Origin of the sequence: Qipengyuania benthica (genome assembly GCF_030717865.1) — a bacterium.
GTDB classification, from domain to species: domain Bacteria; phylum Pseudomonadota; class Alphaproteobacteria; order Sphingomonadales; family Sphingomonadaceae; genus Qipengyuania; species Qipengyuania benthica.
Genome location: NZ_JAVAIL010000001.1, coordinates 636151 through 653218, shown reverse-complemented (window position 1 = coordinate 653218; position 17068 = coordinate 636151). Strand labels below are relative to the sequence as shown.

The 17068-nt window shown below is 65.9% G+C and carries 16 protein-coding genes and 2 tRNA genes; 11 read left to right on the top strand and 7 right to left on the bottom strand.

Features of this window, described 5'->3' with window-relative positions:
• Positions 1-191 precede the first annotated feature (191 nt).
• The gene (locus Q9K01_RS03275) at positions 192-1553 is read left to right on the top strand and encodes a cation:proton antiporter (protein WP_305928770.1); all 1362 of its coding nucleotides are present in this window, start codon (positions 192-194) and stop codon (positions 1551-1553) included.
• A 96-nt stretch (positions 1554-1649) separates the two neighbouring features.
• On the opposite strand, the gene tig is transcribed toward Q9K01_RS03275, so the two are convergent.
• Positions 1650-3263: a trigger factor gene (gene tig, locus Q9K01_RS03270; protein WP_305928769.1), complete on the bottom strand. Its 1614-nt coding sequence runs from the start codon at positions 3261-3263 to the stop codon at positions 1650-1652.
• A 59-nt stretch (positions 3264-3322) separates the two neighbouring features.
• A tRNA-Leu gene (locus tag Q9K01_RS03265) sits at positions 3323-3407 on the bottom strand.
• Positions 3408-3553: 146 nt separating this feature from the next.
• Here Q9K01_RS03265 and Q9K01_RS03260 point away from each other — a divergent pair.
• From Q9K01_RS03260 to Q9K01_RS03250, 3 genes are all read left to right on the top strand, one after another.
• The gene (locus Q9K01_RS03260) at positions 3554-3805 is read left to right on the top strand and encodes a hypothetical protein (protein WP_305928768.1); all 252 of its coding nucleotides are present in this window, start codon (positions 3554-3556) and stop codon (positions 3803-3805) included.
• Between the two features lie 11 nt (positions 3806-3816).
• Entirely contained in the window at positions 3817-3981 is a 165-nt protein-coding gene (locus Q9K01_RS03255; RefSeq protein WP_305928767.1) for a hypothetical protein, read from the top strand.
• A gap of 109 nt (positions 3982-4090) precedes the next feature.
• Positions 4091-4375 carry a DUF3297 family protein gene (locus tag Q9K01_RS03250; RefSeq protein WP_305928766.1) on the top strand — a complete coding sequence of 95 codons (285 nt, stop codon included), beginning with the start codon at positions 4091-4093 and terminating at the stop codon, positions 4373-4375.
• A 25-nt stretch (positions 4376-4400) separates the two neighbouring features.
• On the opposite strand, the gene Q9K01_RS03245 is transcribed toward Q9K01_RS03250, so the two are convergent.
• Positions 4401-5018, bottom strand: coding sequence for a CHAP domain-containing protein (locus Q9K01_RS03245; RefSeq protein WP_305928765.1), 618 nt, complete (start codon positions 5016-5018; stop codon positions 4401-4403).
• Between the two features lie 135 nt (positions 5019-5153).
• Between Q9K01_RS03245 and der the strand changes: the two genes are divergently transcribed.
• Positions 5154-6551, top strand: coding sequence for a ribosome biogenesis GTPase Der (gene der / locus Q9K01_RS03240; RefSeq protein ID WP_305928764.1), 1398 nt, complete (start codon positions 5154-5156; stop codon positions 6549-6551).
• A 10-nt stretch (positions 6552-6561) separates the two neighbouring features.
• Positions 6562-7053 carry a DUF2721 domain-containing protein gene (locus Q9K01_RS03235; protein WP_305928763.1) on the top strand — a complete coding sequence of 164 codons (492 nt, stop codon included), beginning with the start codon at positions 6562-6564 and terminating at the stop codon, positions 7051-7053.
• Positions 7054-7061: 8 nt separating this feature from the next.
• Here the strand turns inward: Q9K01_RS03235 and Q9K01_RS03230 are convergent, their stop codons facing one another.
• Both Q9K01_RS03230 and Q9K01_RS03225 read right to left on the bottom strand, forming a co-directional pair.
• Positions 7062-8345, bottom strand: a complete 1284-nt coding sequence (locus tag Q9K01_RS03230; protein ID WP_305928762.1) for a DUF418 domain-containing protein — start codon at positions 8343-8345, stop codon at positions 7062-7064.
• Positions 8346-8409: 64 nt separating this feature from the next.
• On the bottom strand, positions 8410-9516 hold the full coding sequence (locus tag Q9K01_RS03225; RefSeq protein WP_305928761.1) for an SPOR domain-containing protein: 1107 nt from the start codon (positions 9514-9516) through the stop codon (positions 8410-8412).
• Positions 9517-9741: 225 nt separating this feature from the next.
• Between Q9K01_RS03225 and Q9K01_RS03220 the strand changes: the two genes are divergently transcribed.
• The 3 genes from Q9K01_RS03220 to Q9K01_RS03210 are packed head-to-tail and all read left to right on the top strand — an operon-like array spanning position 9742 to position 12468.
• The gene (locus Q9K01_RS03220) at positions 9742-10458 is read left to right on the top strand and encodes a ParA family protein (RefSeq protein ID WP_305928760.1); all 717 of its coding nucleotides are present in this window, start codon (positions 9742-9744) and stop codon (positions 10456-10458) included.
• 24 nt (positions 10459-10482) lie between these two features.
• Complete coding sequence (locus Q9K01_RS03215) at positions 10483-11052, top strand: hypothetical protein (protein ID WP_305928759.1); 570 nt, start codon at positions 10483-10485, stop codon at positions 11050-11052.
• 36 nt (positions 11053-11088) lie between these two features.
• Positions 11089-12468 (top strand): SPOR domain-containing protein, encoded by a 1380-nt coding sequence (locus tag Q9K01_RS03210; RefSeq protein WP_305928758.1) that lies wholly within the window; start codon positions 11089-11091, stop codon positions 12466-12468.
• Positions 12469-12529: 61 nt separating this feature from the next.
• Here the strand turns inward: Q9K01_RS03210 and Q9K01_RS03205 are convergent, their stop codons facing one another.
• Together Q9K01_RS03205 and Q9K01_RS03200 are read right to left on the bottom strand one after the other, a co-directional pair.
• Complete coding sequence (locus Q9K01_RS03205; RefSeq protein WP_305928757.1) at positions 12530-13762, bottom strand: dihydroorotase; 1233 nt, start codon at positions 13760-13762, stop codon at positions 12530-12532.
• Positions 13759-14778, bottom strand: coding sequence for an aspartate carbamoyltransferase catalytic subunit (locus Q9K01_RS03200; RefSeq protein ID WP_305928756.1), 1020 nt, complete (start codon positions 14776-14778; stop codon positions 13759-13761). Before Q9K01_RS03200 ends, Q9K01_RS03205 begins: the two co-directional genes overlap by 4 nt.
• Before the next feature lie 106 nt (positions 14779-14884).
• Here Q9K01_RS03200 and sppA point away from each other — a divergent pair, with 106 nt between their 5' ends.
• Positions 14885-16765, top strand: a complete 1881-nt coding sequence (gene sppA, locus Q9K01_RS03195; RefSeq protein ID WP_305928755.1) for a signal peptide peptidase SppA — start codon at positions 14885-14887, stop codon at positions 16763-16765.
• 93 nt (positions 16766-16858) lie between these two features.
• Positions 16859-16933: transfer RNA gene (locus Q9K01_RS03190), tRNA-Val, on the top strand.
• The last annotated feature ends 135 nt before the right edge of the window (positions 16934-17068 follow it).

Here is a 17068-nt window from a genome sequence, read left to right as displayed (position 1 = left end):
ATCCTTGTTCTCAGGGTTCTTGCAAAGCCGCTCCGGATCGGCACTGTGAAGACATGCAGTGTAGCACTCTGCCGCCGACCACGGCCATCAAGCAGGTCGGCAATGCTGTCGAAGCGCTGCGAGGCGCCTCGACCCCGAAACCAGTCGTCGCGCGTTGATGCCCGATGACCAAGCGTAGCGTGCGATAATCCGTGGAATTCGACCCTCGCATCATGATGTTCGTGATCTTCGGCGTCGGGCTGATGCTGGCGGTGACGCTCGAACGCTGGCTGGCGAAGATGTGGATGTCGCTGCCCATCCTGTACGTCGGGGCTGGATTCCTGCTCGCCTCGCTGCCGCTGGGACTGCCGTTCTTCAATCCGGCATGGGACGGGTTCGACGCTCTGACCCTTGAATATGTGACCGAGTTCATCGTAATCGCCAGCCTGGCCGCAGCCGGCATCGCGATCGATCGGCCGGTCAGCTGGCGCAACTGGCGCCAGATCTGGCCCCTGCTCGTGGTCGCCATGCCGCTGACGATCGCAGCAGTGGCGTTTCTCGGCTGGTGGGCGATCGGCCTCGCCCCGGCCAGCGCGATCCTGCTCGGCGCGGCGCTGGCGCCGACCGACCCCGTACTGGCACGCAGCGTCCAGGTCGGGCCGCCGGGCGAAGGCAAGCGTCACGACGTGCGCTTCAGCCTTACCGTGGAAGCCGGGATCAACGACGGGCTGGCCTTTCCCTTCACCCATCTGGCGATCGCCGCTCTGGGCATGTCGGCGCTGGGTAGCTGGACGCTCGAATGGGCGGCTTTCGACCTTGTCTACAGGATAGTCGCGGGCGTCGCGGCCGGTTGGGGCATCGGCCGGCTCGGCGCCTGGTACGTCTTCGAGCGCGAGGCGGATGCGCCGATCGAGGAAGTCGAGGATGCAACACCCAAATATTCCACGCGCGAAGGGCTGATCGTGCTTGGTACGTTGCTTTTGGCCTATGGCTCGGCGGAACTCATTCATGGCTATGGCTTTCTCGCCGTCTTCGTCGCCGCCGTCACCGCGCGACAGCGCGAGAACGCGAGCCGCTATCACAAGATCAGTCATCATTTCATCGACCAGATCGAACAGATCGTGCTGGTCGCGGTGCTGCTCGGCTTCGGGGTGATGTTAGCGAGCGGGGTGCTCAACGCGCTCACCTGGCCAGCGGCCCTGATGGGGCTGGCGCTGGTGTTCGTAATCCGCCCCCTGGCGGGAATGCTGTCCGAGACCTGGTCCCCGCTGCCGCTGGCTGGAACTTTCGCGGTCGCATTTCTCGGGGTGCGCGGGATGGGATCGATCTACTATCTCGCTTACGGCCAGAACCACGGCGATTTCGAAGGACTGCCGCTGCTTTGGGCCACCGCGAGTTTTGCGATACTCGTTTCGATCCTCGTTCACGGCGTTCTGGCCGGGCCGCTGATCGCCTATGTCGAGGGCCGCGGGGGGCACATTCATACCGGGCAGAAGGAAGAAATGCCCCATCTCGCCCCGCGCCCCGCCAAAAGTGCGGAAGCCGAAATCGAGCCCGCTCCGCAAACGGATTGACTCAGGTCAGGTCCGCCCTGCCCTCATCCGAGCATAGAAAAAGGGCGGCAAGGTCTCATCGACCTGCCGCCCTGTTCATGTCTGCTCGATGCAGACCTACTTTTTGGCAGGAGCCTTCTTGGCCGGAGCTTTCTTGGCTGCTGACTTGTCCGCAGCGCCGCCCTTGGCCGGAGCCTTCTTGGCCGGAGCCTTCTTGGCAGCAGGCTCGTCGGCGGCTTCACTTGCAGCCGTTTCCTTCTTGGGCGAAGCCTTCTTCTTCGCAGCGGGCTTGGCTTCCTCGGATGGCTTGTCCTCGCCCTTCTCGGCAGCGGCCTTTTTCGCCGGTGCCTTCTTGGCCGGAGCCTTCTTCTTGGTGGCGGGCTGCTTCGCCTCTTCCGCGTCCTCGTCGGCTTCGATCGCCGCCTCGAGTTCCTCGCGGGTCACTTCGCGCTCGGTCACTTCGGCCTTGTCGAAGAGGAAATCGACGACCTTGTCTTCGTAGAGCGGGGCGCGCAGCTGGGCGGCGGCCATCGGCTCCTGCTGGACATACTGGATGAAGCGCTCGCGATCCTCGGCGCGGTATTGCTGCGCCGCCTGCTGGATCAGCATCGACATTTCCTGACCGCTGACCTCGACCCCGTTGCTCTGGCCGATTTCGGAAAGCAGCAGGCCGAGCCGGACGCGACGTTCGGCGATGTGACGGTAATCGTCCTTCTCGGACTCGATTTCCTTCATCGCTTCGGCGGGATCGTCGGACTGCGAGGCTTCCTGCTGGAGCTGTGCCCAGATCTGTTCGAACTCGGCGTCCACCATGCCCTGCGGCACAGGGAAATCATGCCCCGAAGCGAGCTGATCGAGCAGCGCGCGCTTCATCTGCGTGCGGGTGAGGCCGGCGGTCTCCTGTTCGAGCTGGCCGCGGAGCAGTTCCTTGAGCTTGTCGAGGCTCTCGAGGCCGAGATTCTTGGCGAACTCGTCGTCGGGCTTGGTATCTTCCTCGACCTTCACCTGCTGGACGGTGATGGCGAATTCGGCAGCCTTGCCGGCGAGATGCGGCGCCTGGTAATCTTCGGGGAAGGTGACCGTGATGGTCTTCTCGTCGCCGGTCTTCACCCCGGTGAGCTGCTCTTCGAAGCCCGGGATGAACTGGCCCGAACCCAGCACCAGCGGCGCGCCCTCGGCCTTGCCGCCTTCGAATTCGATACCGTCGATGCTGCCGACGAAATCGATGATCAGCTGATCGCCCTCGGCAGCCTTCTTCGACTTCGCGGCGTCCTTGTAGCTCTTGTTGTTCGACGCCAGCTGCTCGACCGCCTCGTCGACGCGCTCGTCGGTCACCGGCACGGTCAGCTTTTCAAGCTTGAGCCCGTCGATATCGGGGGTCTCGACCTTGGGCAGCACTTCGAGCTCGACCGTCAGCTCGACGTCCTTACCCTGTTCGTAGCTCTCGTCGAGATCGATCTTGGGCTGCATCGCGGGGCGGAGCTGCTTTTCGCGCATCAGATTGTCGATCGATTCGCGAATCGTATCGTTCATCACCTGCGCGTGCATCTGCTCGCCGTGCATCTTGCGCACCAGATTGGCGGGCACCTTGCCGGGACGGAAGCCGGGCATGCGGACCTGCGGGGCGAGCTTCTTGACCTCGGCGGAAACGCGCGCGTCGATGTCTTTGGCGGGGACCGTCAGCTTGTAGCCGCGCTTGAGGCCTTCGTTGGTCGTCTCGATGATCTGCATGTATGGGTACTCTTGAATGGGTCTAACCGGTGCTGGGCGAGAGGCTGCCGGAGGGCGGCTGGTGCGGGCGAAGGGACTCGAACCCCCACATCTTTCGATACTGGTACCTAAAACCAGCGCGTCTACCAATTCCGCCACGCCCGCAACCCAAACGAAGCCGCGCGTCGACAGCCACGCCGCGCGTGTAGGCGCGTGCCTCTAATCGGAAGCGCCAAAAAGGGCAAGCGCGGCGATGGATGGCAGGAACGGCAGGGGCCGGTCCACCGTTGAGGGGTGAAAGGCAGGCACATATGACCGACTACGACAGACCCAGAACCCCGCCGGAAACCCCGCCGGTGATCGATCCCGACGTCGATGCGAAAACCGCCTCCGAGCTCGACGGCGACGGGGACGCCGCAGGCGAAGTCCTCGGCAACCGCAGCGATATCAGCAAGATAAACGAAGAGATGTCGGACCGGATGGCGAAGCGGAGCAAGCGGGATGGTGCCGGCGAGGAAAGGCTCGATTCCATGTATCCCGAAACCAATCTTCCCCCCGACTAAGGAAACCCATCATGGCTACCCAACCCGATCCTTCACCCGATACGATCGAACCCGGCGCTCCCAACGAGCTGCCGCCGGGCGGTCCGCCCAACGAGGCGCCGATGCGCGAGCCCCCGGAAATCCAGCCTCCGCAGCCCGATACAGACGATCCGGGGCGCAATCCCGACGAGATTTGAGCCTGGCAAGGCGCTAGCTCGGCCGTGACCGGCGCGTGCTGTGATAGTGCAAGTCTCGTGCAAGCCGATTGAACTTGCGAGACCCTGCGCCGCGTCTTAGGGGCGCGGCATGAGCGATACAGCGTCCCAAGACACCCCGCCCGACCGCCTGTCGGTCAATCCGCGCAGCGAGTTTTTCGATGCCGAGCTGTTGAAGCGCGGCATCGGGATTCGCTTCAAGGGCGCGGTGCGCACCAATGTCGACGAGTTCTGCATCTCGGAAGGCTGGATTCGGGTCCAGGCGGGCAAGACCATGGATCGCAAGGGCAACCCGCTGACGATCAAGCTGACCGGACCTGTCGAAGCCTGGTACGAGGATCTGGGCGACGATCCACCGGTCGCCAAGGCGGATTGATCCGCCCCAAGCTTGCATCGGGTTCTCAGTTCGAGAATTCGTTGAAGGCGCTGAGGAAACGGCGCGAACTTTTCAGCCGGGTCGGTCCCTGGCTCGGTGCTTGGGCGATGCGCATGGGAGCGCCGCGCGCACGATCGGAATAGATGAAGCCTTCGACTGGCCACTCGGTGGTGCCGAGCGCGCCGAGTGGATCATACCAGACGCGAACAGCGCTCCAGTCGTTGCCGGGCGAGACATCCACCGCCAGCACATCGCGTTCGATCTGGCCGCGGCGACCGTCGATCGGCGACCAGTTTGCATGATCGAGCAGGACGGAGCGGCTGTCGACCACCCGGCTGACCGCGGCGACATGGCCCAATTGCATCGACCGGTGCGGCCGGAACGCCATCACCGCCCCGACCCGGGGCGCATGGCCGGTGGCATAGCGACCCTCGGCCTGCTCCCACCAGGTATGTGCGTCGCCGAAAATCCTGATCCCCGAAACCTCGCGGGCATAGGGCACGCATTGCAGATAGGGGGCTAACTCGCCGCTATGCCCCGGCTGTCGCGCTTCGAAGCCGAAATCGTCGCGGGATTGCGCTAGCGCGGGAGCCGCTGTCAGCATGGCGAGGCCAGTCAGGCCAAAGGCGATGGGTTTCCTCATGCGAGCGATAGTGCTCCCATGGGAATTGCGACATGCCTGTCGAAAGCAGTTAACCGATCTTAACCCCGGCCGCTCCGTTCGTTCTTGCGCTTGTTCTTGCCAAACCGAGCCGCAAAGGCCACCTGCCGAGCGATTATGAAACTCCCATCCAACAAACCGACCGTGATCATTATAGGACGCCCGAACGTGGGTAAGTCGACTCTGTTCAATCGGCTTGTCGGAAAGAAGCTGGCGCTGGTCGACGACCAGCCCGGCGTCACCCGCGATCGGCGGCTTGGCGATGCGACGGTGGCGGGTCTGGAATTCACGGTGGTCGATACCGCGGGTTGGGAAGACGACGATCCCGCCAGCCTGCCCGGGCGGATGCGCAAGCAGACCGAGGTCAGCCTCGAAGGCGCCGATGCCGCGCTGATGGTGGTCGATGCGCGCGCCGGGCTGACCCCGCTCGACGAGGAAATCGCCCGCTGGCTGCGCGAACAGCATGTCCCCGTGGTACCGGTGGCGAACAAGGCCGAAGGTCGTGCCGCCGAGGCGGGCGTGCTCGAATGCTACAATCTGGGCTTCGGCGAGCCGGTCGGCCTGTCCGCCGAGCATGGCGACGGGATCGCCGATCTGTTCGCCGCGCTGTGGCCGATCATCGGCGAGAAGGCCGATGCCGCCGCCGAGCGGATCGATTATGTCGAGGAGGGCGAGGACGCCCCGCTCGGCCCGCTCAAGCTGGCCATCGTCGGCCGGCCCAATGCCGGCAAGTCGACGCTGATCAATCGCCTGCTGGGGCAGGACCGCCTTCTGACCGGACCCGAGGCCGGGATCACCCGCGATTCGATCGCGATTGACTATCAGTGGAACGACCCGAAAACGGGCGAACTGCGCGATATCCATCTCGTCGACACCGCGGGCATGCGCAAGCGCGCCAAGGTGCAGGACAAGCTGGAGAAGATGTCGGTCGCCGACGCTCACCGAGCCGTCGATTTCGCCGAAGTGGTGGTGCTGCTGCTCGATGCGACGCAAGGGCTCGAGCATCAGGACCTCAAGATTGCCGACATGGTGCTCCAGGAAGGGCGCGCGCTCATGGTGGCGATCAACAAATGGGATATCGCCGAGGACGCCAGCGGACTGTTCAATGGCGTGCGCGCCGCGCTCGACGACGGGCTGGCGCAGGTTCGCGGCGTGCCGCTGCTCGCGGTCAGCGCCAAGACCGGCAAGGGCCTCGACACGATGCTGAGCGCCGCCTTCGAGATCCGCGAGAGCTGGTCCAAGAGGGTGCCCACCGCCGCTCTCAACCGCTGGTTCGACGATGCGCTCGACGCCAACCCGCCGCCCGCCCCCAAGGGCCGCCGGATCAAGCTGCGTTATATCACCCAGGTCGGCACCCGGCCACCGCGGTTCGTGATCTTCGGCACCAGGCTCGATGCGCTGCCGACCAGCTACGAACGCTATCTGGTCAACGGCATCCGCGCCAAGCTGGGGTTCGATGCGGTGCCGGTGCGGCTGACGCTCAAGAGCCCCAAGAACCCCTTCGCCAAGGAATGACCGCCAAAGAATGACGATCGATATCCTCACCGTCGGCGGCAGTTTCGCCTTCGAACTGCTCGAGCGCACCGCCAGCACTCCGCGCGTCCAGCAGATCGTGCAGCTCTCGCTCGCACCTGCCTTCCTGCTCAGCGCGATCGGCGCGATCATGAACGTCATGATGAGTCGGCTGATCTGGGTTGCGGAGCGCATCGAGCGGATCAACCGGCGGATCGATGACGGGGTGGCCAGCGGCGAGGCGAGCGAATTGGCGTGGCTGGGTCAGCGGCGGCGCCATTCGCAAAAGGCGCTGGTGTTCAGCACCGCATCGGCGGTGACCATCAGCATCGTGATCGCCCTGCTGTTCGTGAGCGCCTATATCGAAGCGCGAATTGGATCCCTGATTGCACTCGCCTGGGTGGTGACGATGAGCCTGCTGGTGAGCGGTCTAGTGTTCTTCCTGCTGGAAACCCGGCTGGCCACCCGAGGGCCGCGGCGCATCGCGCTCGAAGACGAAACCTGAAGCGCCCGTCAGCGCCGGAAGGGAAACGTCCGTCCATAAGTGAGGCAGCGCCACAGCCATTCCAGCGGACCATAGCGGAACCGGTCGAGCCAGGGTTTGGACCAGGCGAGGATCAGCACCCACACCGCCAGTACCACCAGCCAATGCTGCGGCCGGTTGAGCTCGCCATAGAGGCCTGCGGCCCAGCCGTGGAATACGAACAGCATCACCACGGAAGTGCCGATGTAATTGCTGAAGGCAGCACGCCCTGCTGCGGAAACGCGTTCGGCCAGCCAGCCGCTCGCGCGCATTCCCGCCAGCGACAGCAGCGCCGCCAAGCCCAGCACCATCGGCAGATTGGCGAAACCTGCCAGTCCCACGAAGGCGAGGAAGGTGCCGAAATAGGTCAAGCCTTCGCTCACCGTCCACCAGGCGATCACCGCCGATAGGGCTCCGCCTCCGAGCAAGCCGATCCAGCCCCAGCGCCGCAGCTTGTGCGCCGGCATGCGGCCATCGAACAAGCCCATCCGGTAGAGCGCCATGCCGATCAGGATCAGCGGCAGCGTCTCGAACAGGAGCTGGAGCACGAAGACCAGCGGATCGGACCAATGCTCGGCGAAATTATGCGCGACCAGGCCGGGGTAGTCGCCTGAGGAAATGAGCGCGGTTTCGATTTCTCCGTCCTCGATACTTTGGATCTTGGTTGCGCGCATCTCGACCTGTTGGGCGGCGGTTTCGGCATCGGTCGGCTCCATCCGATCGAAAGCGACCATTCCTGCGAACAGCGCGGTGAAGGCCAGCGCACCCAGGAAATAGCCGAGCAATCCGAGGATTATCTGCTTCACCGGCTGCATCCGCACGAACAGCAGCGCCGCGAACCCGCACAGCGCATAGCTGGTGAGGATATCGCCCTTCCAGATGAAGAAGAAATGGATCAGCCCGAACAACAGCAGGAACGCCAGCCGCCGCGCCTGCAACCCGCGCCCTCGCCCACGCTCCCAAGCCTTTTCGAGGAAGAGGTAGAGCCCGGCGCCGAACAGCAACGTGAACAGCCCGCGCATCTTGCCGTCGATCAGCACGAATTGCAGCGCCCACAACCAGCCCTCAGGATCCCCGGTGGGCACCAGGAACCCGCCCGGCCAGGTATAGGCGACGAAGGGCTGGCCAAAGACGGTGATGTTGGCCGCGAGGATGCCCATGACCGCCAGGCCGCGGATGAAATCGAGGCTCGCGATGCGCTCGCCGCTTTCGGCGACCGGCCTGGGCTGGTCGGGCGCGGCGCTGGTCTCGGCAGGAATGTCGGTATCGGTCATGCTTTTCCCCCTCGCGCCGCCCTTTCTAGCGAGGGCGGCGCGCGAGGGAAGGCGCTTCAGTGGTCTAGCGGGTGACCAGACAGTCCTGGCCGCCGGATTTCAGCGAGTTGCACACCTGCTGCGCCGCGGCGCGGCTTGCGAAGCCCACGGCCATGACCTTGGTCAGGCGACCCTCGGGCTCCTTTACCAGCCGGGTTCCGGACAGCACGCTGCGGCTGCGCATGCGCTCGAGCTGACGGTCGGCATTGCCAGGCTGCCCGAAGGCGCCGAGCTGGATCTTCCAGGGGCCGGCCGCAGTGGTCATCGCAGGAGCAGCGGCCACCGGCTCGGCCGTCGTGACCGTGACCGGAGCGGGCGCGGGGGCGCGGGTCGCGACCGGCACCGCTACGGGCTCCGCATGCGGAAGCGTGTAATCCGCTCCTGCCCGATCCACAGTGACGGTCGTGACCGGAGCCGAGGTGGGCGCCGGCAACACCATCGGCGGCTCCGGTACGGCGGGGACGATGTCGGGCGCCATCGCGGTCTGCACCGGTCCGCGCTCGAGATCGACGGTGGCGAGCTGTTGCGCGCGATTGGCGTTCGCCCGCGCGTCGAGCTGTTGCGCGAGCAGCTGCGCCTGCTCGCGCTGGTCGAGCGGGATGTATTCGTCCATCTGCACCAGCGCGGCGCGCGCCTGCGGCAGGCCGGCGCCGTTAGCCAGCGTCAGCAGCGCATAGGCGCGAACCCAATCCTTTTCCACCAGATCGCCGTTGAAATGAGCGACCCCGACCAGATATTGCGCGCGCGGGTCGCCGCGCTCCGCGGCAGCGGTGACATAGGGCATCGCCTCTTCGCGGCGGCCGTCCTGGAACAGCAGCAGCCCGTAGTTGTCGGCGGCTTTCACATGTCCTTGCGCTGCTGCGGCGGCATAGAGTGCCTCGGCCTGGCGCGGATCGGCCTGAACCCCACGACCCAGCCGATAGGCTTGCGCCATGTTGAACTGCGCATCGGGATCGCCCTGCGCGGCGGGGCCGGACCATTCGCGAACCGCGGTGGCGTAGTCGCCCGCCGCCCAGGCATCGACACCCTGCTTGACATCGGCCAGCGCCGGGGTGGCACCGGCCATCAGCAGCCCGGCGAGGGTCAGGGCGCCTGCAGTGAGGCCGGTTCGTCTTGTTATCGGGTTGCGCATCGCCGTCTCCATGGATTTCGTGCTTTCGCCTAGGTTTACTCAACTGAACATATAGTAAAACCCGCGTTAGCAAAATCTTGGCCGTCCTTTGTGCACCTGGACGGCGCGTTTTACACGCCCCCGTTAACCCAAAATTGAGGGTAGTCTGCGAATTCCGGGTGGATACCTCGCGTGTGGCGAGCGAATTCGACGACGTTCTAGGGCGCAATTCAGGGGGACCAATCCGTGCGAGTACTGGCGTTGGCATCGCAAAAAGGCGGATCGGGCAAGACCACCCTGTCCGGGCATATGGCAGTTCAGGCGCAGCGGGCGGGTGCCGGCCCGGTCGTCCTCATCGATATCGATCCGCAAGGCTCGCTGGCCGATTGGTGGAACGAGCGCGAGGCGGAATATCCCGCCTTCGCGCAGACCACCGTTGCGAGGCTGGCCAGCGATCTCAACGTGCTTCGCCAGCAGGGCTTCAAGCTGGCGGTCATCGATACGCCGCCCGCCATCACCATGGCGATCCAGTCGGTGATCGCGGTGGCCGAGCTGATCGTGGTTCCCACCCGTCCCAGCCCGCACGATCTGCGCGCCGTGGGCGCCACGGTCGATCTGTGCGAGCGCGCCGGCAAGCCGCTGGTGTTCGTGGTCAACGGCGCGACCCCCAAGGCCAAGATCACCTCCGAGGCCGCGGTCGCGCTGTCGCAGCACGGAACCGTCGCCCCGATCACCCTGCACCACCGCACCGATTTCGCCGCCTCGATGATCGACGGCCGCACGGTGATGGAAGTGGACGAAAACAGCCGCAGCGCTGCCGAAGTGACCGCGCTGTGGAAATATGTTTCCGATCGGCTGGAGAAGAACTTCCGCCGGACGATCTTCGCAGCGCCCAATCACCAGGCGCAGATCGCCGGTGCCCACCGACCCGCCGGCGGCTTCGGTCGCCGCGTGGCCCAGTAATCGGGAAGGCTGCAGGATTACGCCATGAGCGACACCGGTTTCGCCTCTCTTTCCTCCACGCTGCTGGCCCGCAAGGGCGGCGCCCGCCCGGCGATGCGCCCGCAGAACGGCGCGCCGGGCGTCGTCGACGGCAAGGAAGCCGCCGCCAGCCTGGAAGACCTGGGCTGGAACGACATGGGCGAAGAACCGATCGTCAAGCCGTCCGAATCGCGCGGCGAGGTGGTTTCGCTGTCCCCCGCCACCGGCGACGATTCGCGCTATCGCCAGACCGGATCCGAACCGCTGTTGCAGCGCAAGGCGCACAGCCCGGTGCGCGACACGATCGAACGAATCGCGCAGAAGCTGGAAACGCCGATGGCGCGCACCGCTCCGGAGCCGCGCCCCCGGACGCCCGCCAACACCGCTTCCTCCACTGGCGGCGGCAAGCGTGCGGCCTTCACTCTGCGGCTCGATCAGGACCGCCACCTCAAGCTGCGCCTCGCCTGCACGGTGAGAGGCCGCAGCGCCCAGCAACTCGTGACCGAGGCGCTCGACGCGCTGCTCTCCGACATGCCCGACATCGACCATCTCGCCGCGCAGGTGAAACGCGACTGACACGCGCCGCATATCCGAACCCTCAGGAGGGGTAGAATGAGCAAGACGATGACCGCGAAAAGCAACCGGATGCTGGGCCTGACCCTGACCACGGCGCTTGCCACTCTGGCGCTGACGGGGTGCACCACCAATGTCGCACCGCCGGCCCAGGTTTCCGCCGCCAAGGCGCAGGAAGCGCTCGCCAAGGGTAAGGGCGACCGCGCCGTCACCCATGCCGAAGCCGCCGTGCTGGCGACGCCGCGCGACCCCGCCGCGCGCGCTCTGCTCGGCATCGCCTATATCGAAGCGGGCCGGTTCCAGTCCGCTGCCACTACGCTGACCGAGGCGGTCGCGCTGGGCGACAGTTCCTCGCGCACGCTCACGCGGCTTGCGCTGGCGCAGATCGCCGCAGGTCAGCAGGCCGCCGCGCTCGCCACGCTCGGCCGCCACAAGGATGCGCTCGATCCCGCCGATTACGGTCTGGCGATCGCGCTGGCCGGTCGCCCGCAGGAAGCCGTGCATGTGCTCGGCAATCTGCTGCGCAGCGGCACCAATACCATGAAGGTGCGCCAGAACCTGGCCTACAGTCTCGCGCTGCAGGGCGACTGGCGCAACGCGCGTATCATGGCCGCCGAGGATGTCCCGGCCGACAAGCTTGGCGATACGATGAGCAAATGGGCGGTGCTTTCGACGCCGGAGATGTATCATCGCCGGATCGCCGATCTGCTCAGCGTGAAGATGGTGCAGGATCCCGGCCAGCCAGCCATGCTCGCGCTGCGCAATTTCGACAGCGTCGATCAACTCGCGGCCGAAACGCTTGTGCAGGAGCAACCGATCGAAACCGCGCCGAAAGGCGATTTCGCCAGCCGCTTCGGCACTGGCGAGCTACCGCCGGTTTCGCAGTCGGATCGCCCGGCGGAGCGTCAGGCCCCGGCACTTGCCGTGGCGCCCTCCGCGCAGCGCGCCATGCTCGGTCGCACTTCGGTCGCGCCGCCTGAAACCGCGACCCCCAGCGGGCGCTTCGTGAGCCGCGAAGTGGTCCAGAACATTCCCGCCACTGCGCGTTCGGTGCCAGCAGCGGCGCGCCCGACCGCACAAGCTCGCACCCCGGCTCCTGCGGCCCAGCCCGCTCTCGCGATGGCTTCGGGCGACTACCGGGTGCAGCTCGGCTCCTATTTTTCGATGTCCGACGCCCAAACCGCCTGGAAGGTCTTCCTCAAGCGCCACCCCGAACTCGATGGTGCCGAGAAGGTGATCACCAAGGCCAAGGTCAAGGGCAAGATCTACTACCGCGTCGCGGCCGGCGGCTTCGCCAGAAGTTCGGCGCAAGGTCTGTGCCAGTCGGTCAAGCGCGGCGGGGCAGGCTGCATCGCCTATGCCGCGAGCAGGACGCTGCCGGGGACGATCGAAAACAACGTCCGCGTCGCCTCGCGCTGAATTTCAGTTTTAGAACAGACCCTGAGCCCCTCTCGTCGCCGGGAGGGGCTTTCGGTTTCGGCTAGCCGCCGATCCGCATCCCGCCTTTGAACAGAGCGGTGACCCGGCCTTGCGTCGGCTGGCCATCGAACGGCGTGTTGCCCGCGGTCGCTTTCATCTTGCCGCTGTCGACCACCCAGGGCTTATCGGGATCGATCAGCGCGATATCGGCGTCATAGCCCTCGACCAACGCTCCTGCCTCGACGCCCAGCAAGCGCGCGGGCGCCGCCGCGACCAGATCGAAAGCGCGCGCCGTGTCGATGACGCCGTCGCGCACCAGCGTCAGCACCATCGCAAGCAGCGTCTCGGCCCCCGCCATCCCCGGTGCGGCATCGGCGAAGGGCAGGCGTTTCTGCTCGGGCCCGCGCGGATCGTGGCCGCTGGCGATCACGTCGATGGTGCCGTCGGCGATCGCCTCGATCACCGCCCGGCGGTCGTCCTCGACTCTTAGCGGGGGCGACAGCCGCATGAAGCTGCGGAACTCGGCGGTAGCCAGATCGGACAGCATGAAATGCGCCGGTGTAACCCCGGCGGTGATGGCCAGCCCCCGTGCCTTCGCCGCGCGCACCAGCGCCAGCCCGGCGCGCGTCGTCACCTGGCGAAAATGCACTCTCGCTCCGGCCATCTCGGCAAGCGCGATGTCGCGTGTCAGCGCCAGCGCTTCGGCTTCGGCGGGCGCGCTCCGCAGTCCGAACCGCGTCGCCATCTCGCCCGCAGTCGCCACTGCATCGCCCGTCAGCGCCCCATCCTCGGCATGGGTCACCACCGTCAGATCGAGCATGGCGGCATAGTGCAGCAGCCGGAGCATCACCCCGGTGTCGGCGATCCAGCGCCGCCCGGTGGATATCCCCCGCGCGCCCGCCTCGCACATCAGCGCGATCTCGGCGAGCTGTGTGCCCTCGAGCCCGCGGGTCGCGGCGGCCAAAGGATGCACCCAGAAACCCGGTTTGCCGCTCTTGGCGATATAGGCGACCCGGCTGGGCAGATCGAGCGGCGGCGACTGGTCGGGCATCAGCGCCGCGCGGGTGATTCCACCGAAATGAAACGCCGGCTTGTCCACCGCGAAGACGCCGTAATCGACCAGTCCGGGCGCCACCAGCTTCCCCGTGGTTTCGAGGACCTCGTCGCCATCGTGCGGCGCGATGTCGCCCAGGCTATCGATCCGGCCGTCGACGAGCCGGAGGGCTCCCTCGCGCACGCCATCGGGGAGCACGAGCCGCCCCCCCGCGATGGTCAGTGGTCTCGCCTGCTTCATACCGCCCAGCCTTCGACACCGCGCGCACTGCGGGTGAGAACGTCGAGACAGGTCATCCGAATCGCGACCCCCATCTCCACCTGGCGGGTGATGAGCGAGCGATCGCCCATATCCGCGACATCGCTGTCGATCTCGACCCCACGGTTCATCGGTCCGGGATGCATCACCAGCGCCTCGGGCGCGGCGGCATCCAGTCGCGCTCTGGTGAGGCCGTAGAGGTGGTGGAACTCGCGCTCGGAAGGAATGAACTGCCCGCTCATCCGCTCGCTCTGCAGGCGCAGCATCATCACCACATCCGCGCCTTGCAGAGCCGCGTCGAAATCGTGGAAGACCTCTGCGCCCATGGCTTCGACCCCCAGCGGCATCAGCGCGGGCGGCGCGCACAGCCGGACGCTGGCCCCCAGCGCCTGCAGGCACAGCAGGTTGGAGCGCGCCACCCGGCTGTGCATGATATCGCCGCAGATCACGACGGTGAGGCCGGTGAAATCCTCGCTCGGCTCGCCCCGGTCGCTCAGCGCCTCGCGCAGCGCCAGCGCATCGAGCAGCGCCTGCGTCGGGTGTTCGTGCTGGCCGTCGCCCGCGTTGAGCACCGGGCAATCGACCTTGCTGGCGATTAGCTGGGTGGCGCCGCTCGATCCGTGGCGGATCACGATGGCATCGGCGTTCATTGCGTTCAACGTGATCGCGGTATCGATCAGCGTCTCGCCCTTCTTCACGCTCGATTGCGCGGCGTGCATGTTGACCACATCCGCGCCCAGCCGCTTGCCGGCGATCTCGAACGACAGCAGCGTGCGGGTGGAGTTCTCGAAGAAGGCGTTGATGATCGTCAGGCCCGCCAGCGCATCGTGATGCTTGTTCGAGCGGCGGTTGAGTTCGACCCATTGTTCCGCCTCGTCGAGCAGATAGAGGATCTCGTGCCGCTCGAGCTGGCCGATCCCGGTCAGGTCGCGATGCGGAAAGGCTTGCCGGCCCGCGGGATAGCGGCCGACGGCGGGGCGGAGCGGCGGCGATGTCATTAAAGGCAAGTCCCTAGTCGAGCGGCATCGCCCGCTCAAGCACAATTGCATGGCGTTTCGGCTTCGAGCGCCTAGTTAGGGTCCTCATACTCCTGAAGGATCGACTATGAAATTCGCGGGCCGGGTCTGGCGCTTGCTGGTTGGATTGAAGGACGGGCTGGTGCTCGTCTTCATGCTGCTGTTCTTCAGCCTGCTGTTCGCGGTCCTGACCGCAAGGCCCAGTCCGGCGCAGGTGCGCGAAGGCGCGCTGGTTCTCGAACTCGACGGGGTGATCGTCGAGGAACGCACCGAGATCGATCCCTTCGCCGCGCTGCTGGCGCAAACCGCGCCGGTCGGCGAATTCGAGGCCCGCGAGCTGGTCCGCGCGATCGACGCGGCGGCCGGCGACGACCGAATCGAAGCGGTCGTCCTCGACCTCGACCGGTTCCTGGGTGGCGGGCAGGTGCATCTGCAGGCGGTGGGCGAAGCGCTCGATCGGGTCCGCGCGACGGACAAGCCGGTGCTCGCCTTCGCCACCGCCTATGCCGACGACGGGGTGATGCTGGCCAGCCACGCCAGCGAGATCTGGCTGGATCCGCTGGGCGGCGCGGTGATCGCCGGACCTGGTGGCGGACAGCTCTTCTATGGCGAATTGCTCGATAGGTTGAAGGTCAACGCGCGCGTCTATCGGGTGGGCACCTACAAGAGCGCGGTCGAACCCTACACCCGCGATTCGATGTCCGAACCCGCGCGCGAGAACTACGCCGCGCTCTACGGGGCGCTGTGGGAGGAATGGCAGGCGCATGTGAAGAAGGCGCGCCCGCAGGCGGATATCGCCAGGGTCACTCGCAACCCGGTAGCCTGGATCGAAGCCTCTGGTGGCGATCTCGCCAAGGCGGCGCTGTCCGCCGGACTGGTCGACAAGCTTGGCAGCCGTCAGGAATTCGACGCCAGAATGGTGGAACTGGTCGGCAAGGACGAATGGACCAGCGCGCTCAACGCCTTCCCGCAAACCGAGCTCGAACCGTGGCTACAGGACACCGCGATCCCCGAGACCGGCTCCGCCATCGGAGTTGTCACGATCGCGGGCGAGATTGTGGATGGCGACGCCGGACCGGGCGTCGCGGGCGGGAAGCGGATTGCCGAGCTGCTCGACGAAGCGCTCGAGGCCGATCTGGCCGCGCTGGTGGTGCGAGTGGATTCGCCGGGCGGATCGGTGTTGGCGAGCGAGGACATCCGCCGCGCCATCCTGCGCCACAAGGCACGCGACATTCCCATCGCGGTGTCGATGGCGAACGTCGCGGCAAGCGGGGGCTATTGGGTCGCGACACCCGCAGACCGGATCTTCGCCGAGCCGGAAACCGTAACCGGTTCGATCGGCATCTTCGCCGTCATTCCGACCTTCGAGAATCTGGCGGACGAGATCGGGGTCAACGTCGACGGGGTGCGGACCACCCCCCTCTCCGGACAGCCCGATCTGATCGGCGGGTTCACCCCCGAGGTCGATGCCATCCTGCAGGCCTCGGTCGCCGACGGCTATGCCGATTTCATCGCGCAAGTCGCCGCAGCGCGCAATCTGTCCCCGCAGGAAGTCGATCGGATCGGTCAGGGGCGGGTCTGGGATGGCGGTGCCGCGCGCCAGATCGGCCTGGTCGACCAGTATGGCGGCCTTGACACTGCAGTGACCTGGGCCGCCGCACAGGCGGGTCTCGATGAAGGCGAATGGTTCGTGGACTATCTGGGTCACGAGCCCGGCACATACGACACGCTGCTGCGCCAGTGGCTGGTCTCCGATGGCGAAAATGCACGCGCCGATGTCGCGACGCTGTTCTCCCGCCAGCAGGAAGCACTGGGCGGGCAACTCATTGGCGATCTCGAAAGACTGCTGACGATGCGCGGGGCGCAGGCCTATTGTCTCGAATGCCCACCGCAGGCAAGGCATGACGCTGCGGACGGTCGCGAACTGACGGGTTGGCTGGCCAGGCTGATGGCGCTTTTCGCTAGCTGATCCGGCCTGCAACCGCTTGCCAAGCGCGCCGCTCCCGAGTAAAGGCGCCCCCCTGCCCGATCCGGTCGCCAATGGTGCCGGGGAAGCCTGGGCGGGCGCGTAGCTCAGTGGTAGAGCACACCCTTCACACGGGTGGGGTCGCAAGTTCAATCCTTGCCGCGCCCACCATCTTTTCGATGAGTCGTAAGATGCGAGCTGCGTGTCCATGGAAAGACATGGAAACGACAGAGCAAGGTGCCGAACATCGGTAGCGGTATTCGCATAGGCTCTTTACCAATTGCTTCTAGCCAGACGGCTTGCCCA

Bases quoted from the DNA above. Each gene is read 5' to 3' on its own strand.
- Q9K01_RS03245 (WP_305928765.1), bottom strand. From the start codon at position 5,018: ATGAGGAAACCCATCGCCTTTGGCCTGACTGGCCTCGCCATGCTGACA.
- der (WP_305928764.1), top strand. From the start codon at position 5,154: ATGAAACTCCCATCCAACAAACCGACCGTGATCATTATAGGACGCCCG.
- tig (WP_305928769.1), bottom strand. From the start codon at position 3,263: ATGCAGATCATCGAGACGACCAACGAAGGCCTCAAGCGCGGCTACAAG.
- Q9K01_RS03210 (WP_305928758.1), top strand. From the start codon at position 11,089: ATGAGCAAGACGATGACCGCGAAAAGCAACCGGATGCTGGGCCTGACC.
- Q9K01_RS03235 (WP_305928763.1), top strand. From the start codon at position 6,562: ATGACGATCGATATCCTCACCGTCGGCGGCAGTTTCGCCTTCGAACTG.
- sppA (WP_305928755.1), top strand. From the start codon at position 14,885: ATGAAATTCGCGGGCCGGGTCTGGCGCTTGCTGGTTGGATTGAAGGAC.
- Q9K01_RS03215 (WP_305928759.1), top strand. From the start codon at position 10,483: ATGAGCGACACCGGTTTCGCCTCTCTTTCCTCCACGCTGCTGGCCCGC.
- Q9K01_RS03200 (WP_305928756.1), bottom strand. From the start codon at position 14,778: ATGACATCGCCGCCGCTCCGCCCCGCCGTCGGCCGCTATCCCGCGGGC.
- Q9K01_RS03255 (WP_305928767.1), top strand. From the start codon at position 3,817: ATGGCTACCCAACCCGATCCTTCACCCGATACGATCGAACCCGGCGCT.
- Q9K01_RS03225 (WP_305928761.1), bottom strand. From the start codon at position 9,516: ATGCGCAACCCGATAACAAGACGAACCGGCCTCACTGCAGGCGCCCTG.
- Q9K01_RS03205 (WP_305928757.1), bottom strand. From the start codon at position 13,762: ATGAAGCAGGCGAGACCACTGACCATCGCGGGGGGGCGGCTCGTGCTC.
- Q9K01_RS03230 (WP_305928762.1), bottom strand. From the start codon at position 8,345: ATGACCGATACCGACATTCCTGCCGAGACCAGCGCCGCGCCCGACCAG.
- Q9K01_RS03260 (WP_305928768.1), top strand. From the start codon at position 3,554: ATGACCGACTACGACAGACCCAGAACCCCGCCGGAAACCCCGCCGGTG.
- Q9K01_RS03250 (WP_305928766.1), top strand. From the start codon at position 4,091: ATGAGCGATACAGCGTCCCAAGACACCCCGCCCGACCGCCTGTCGGTC.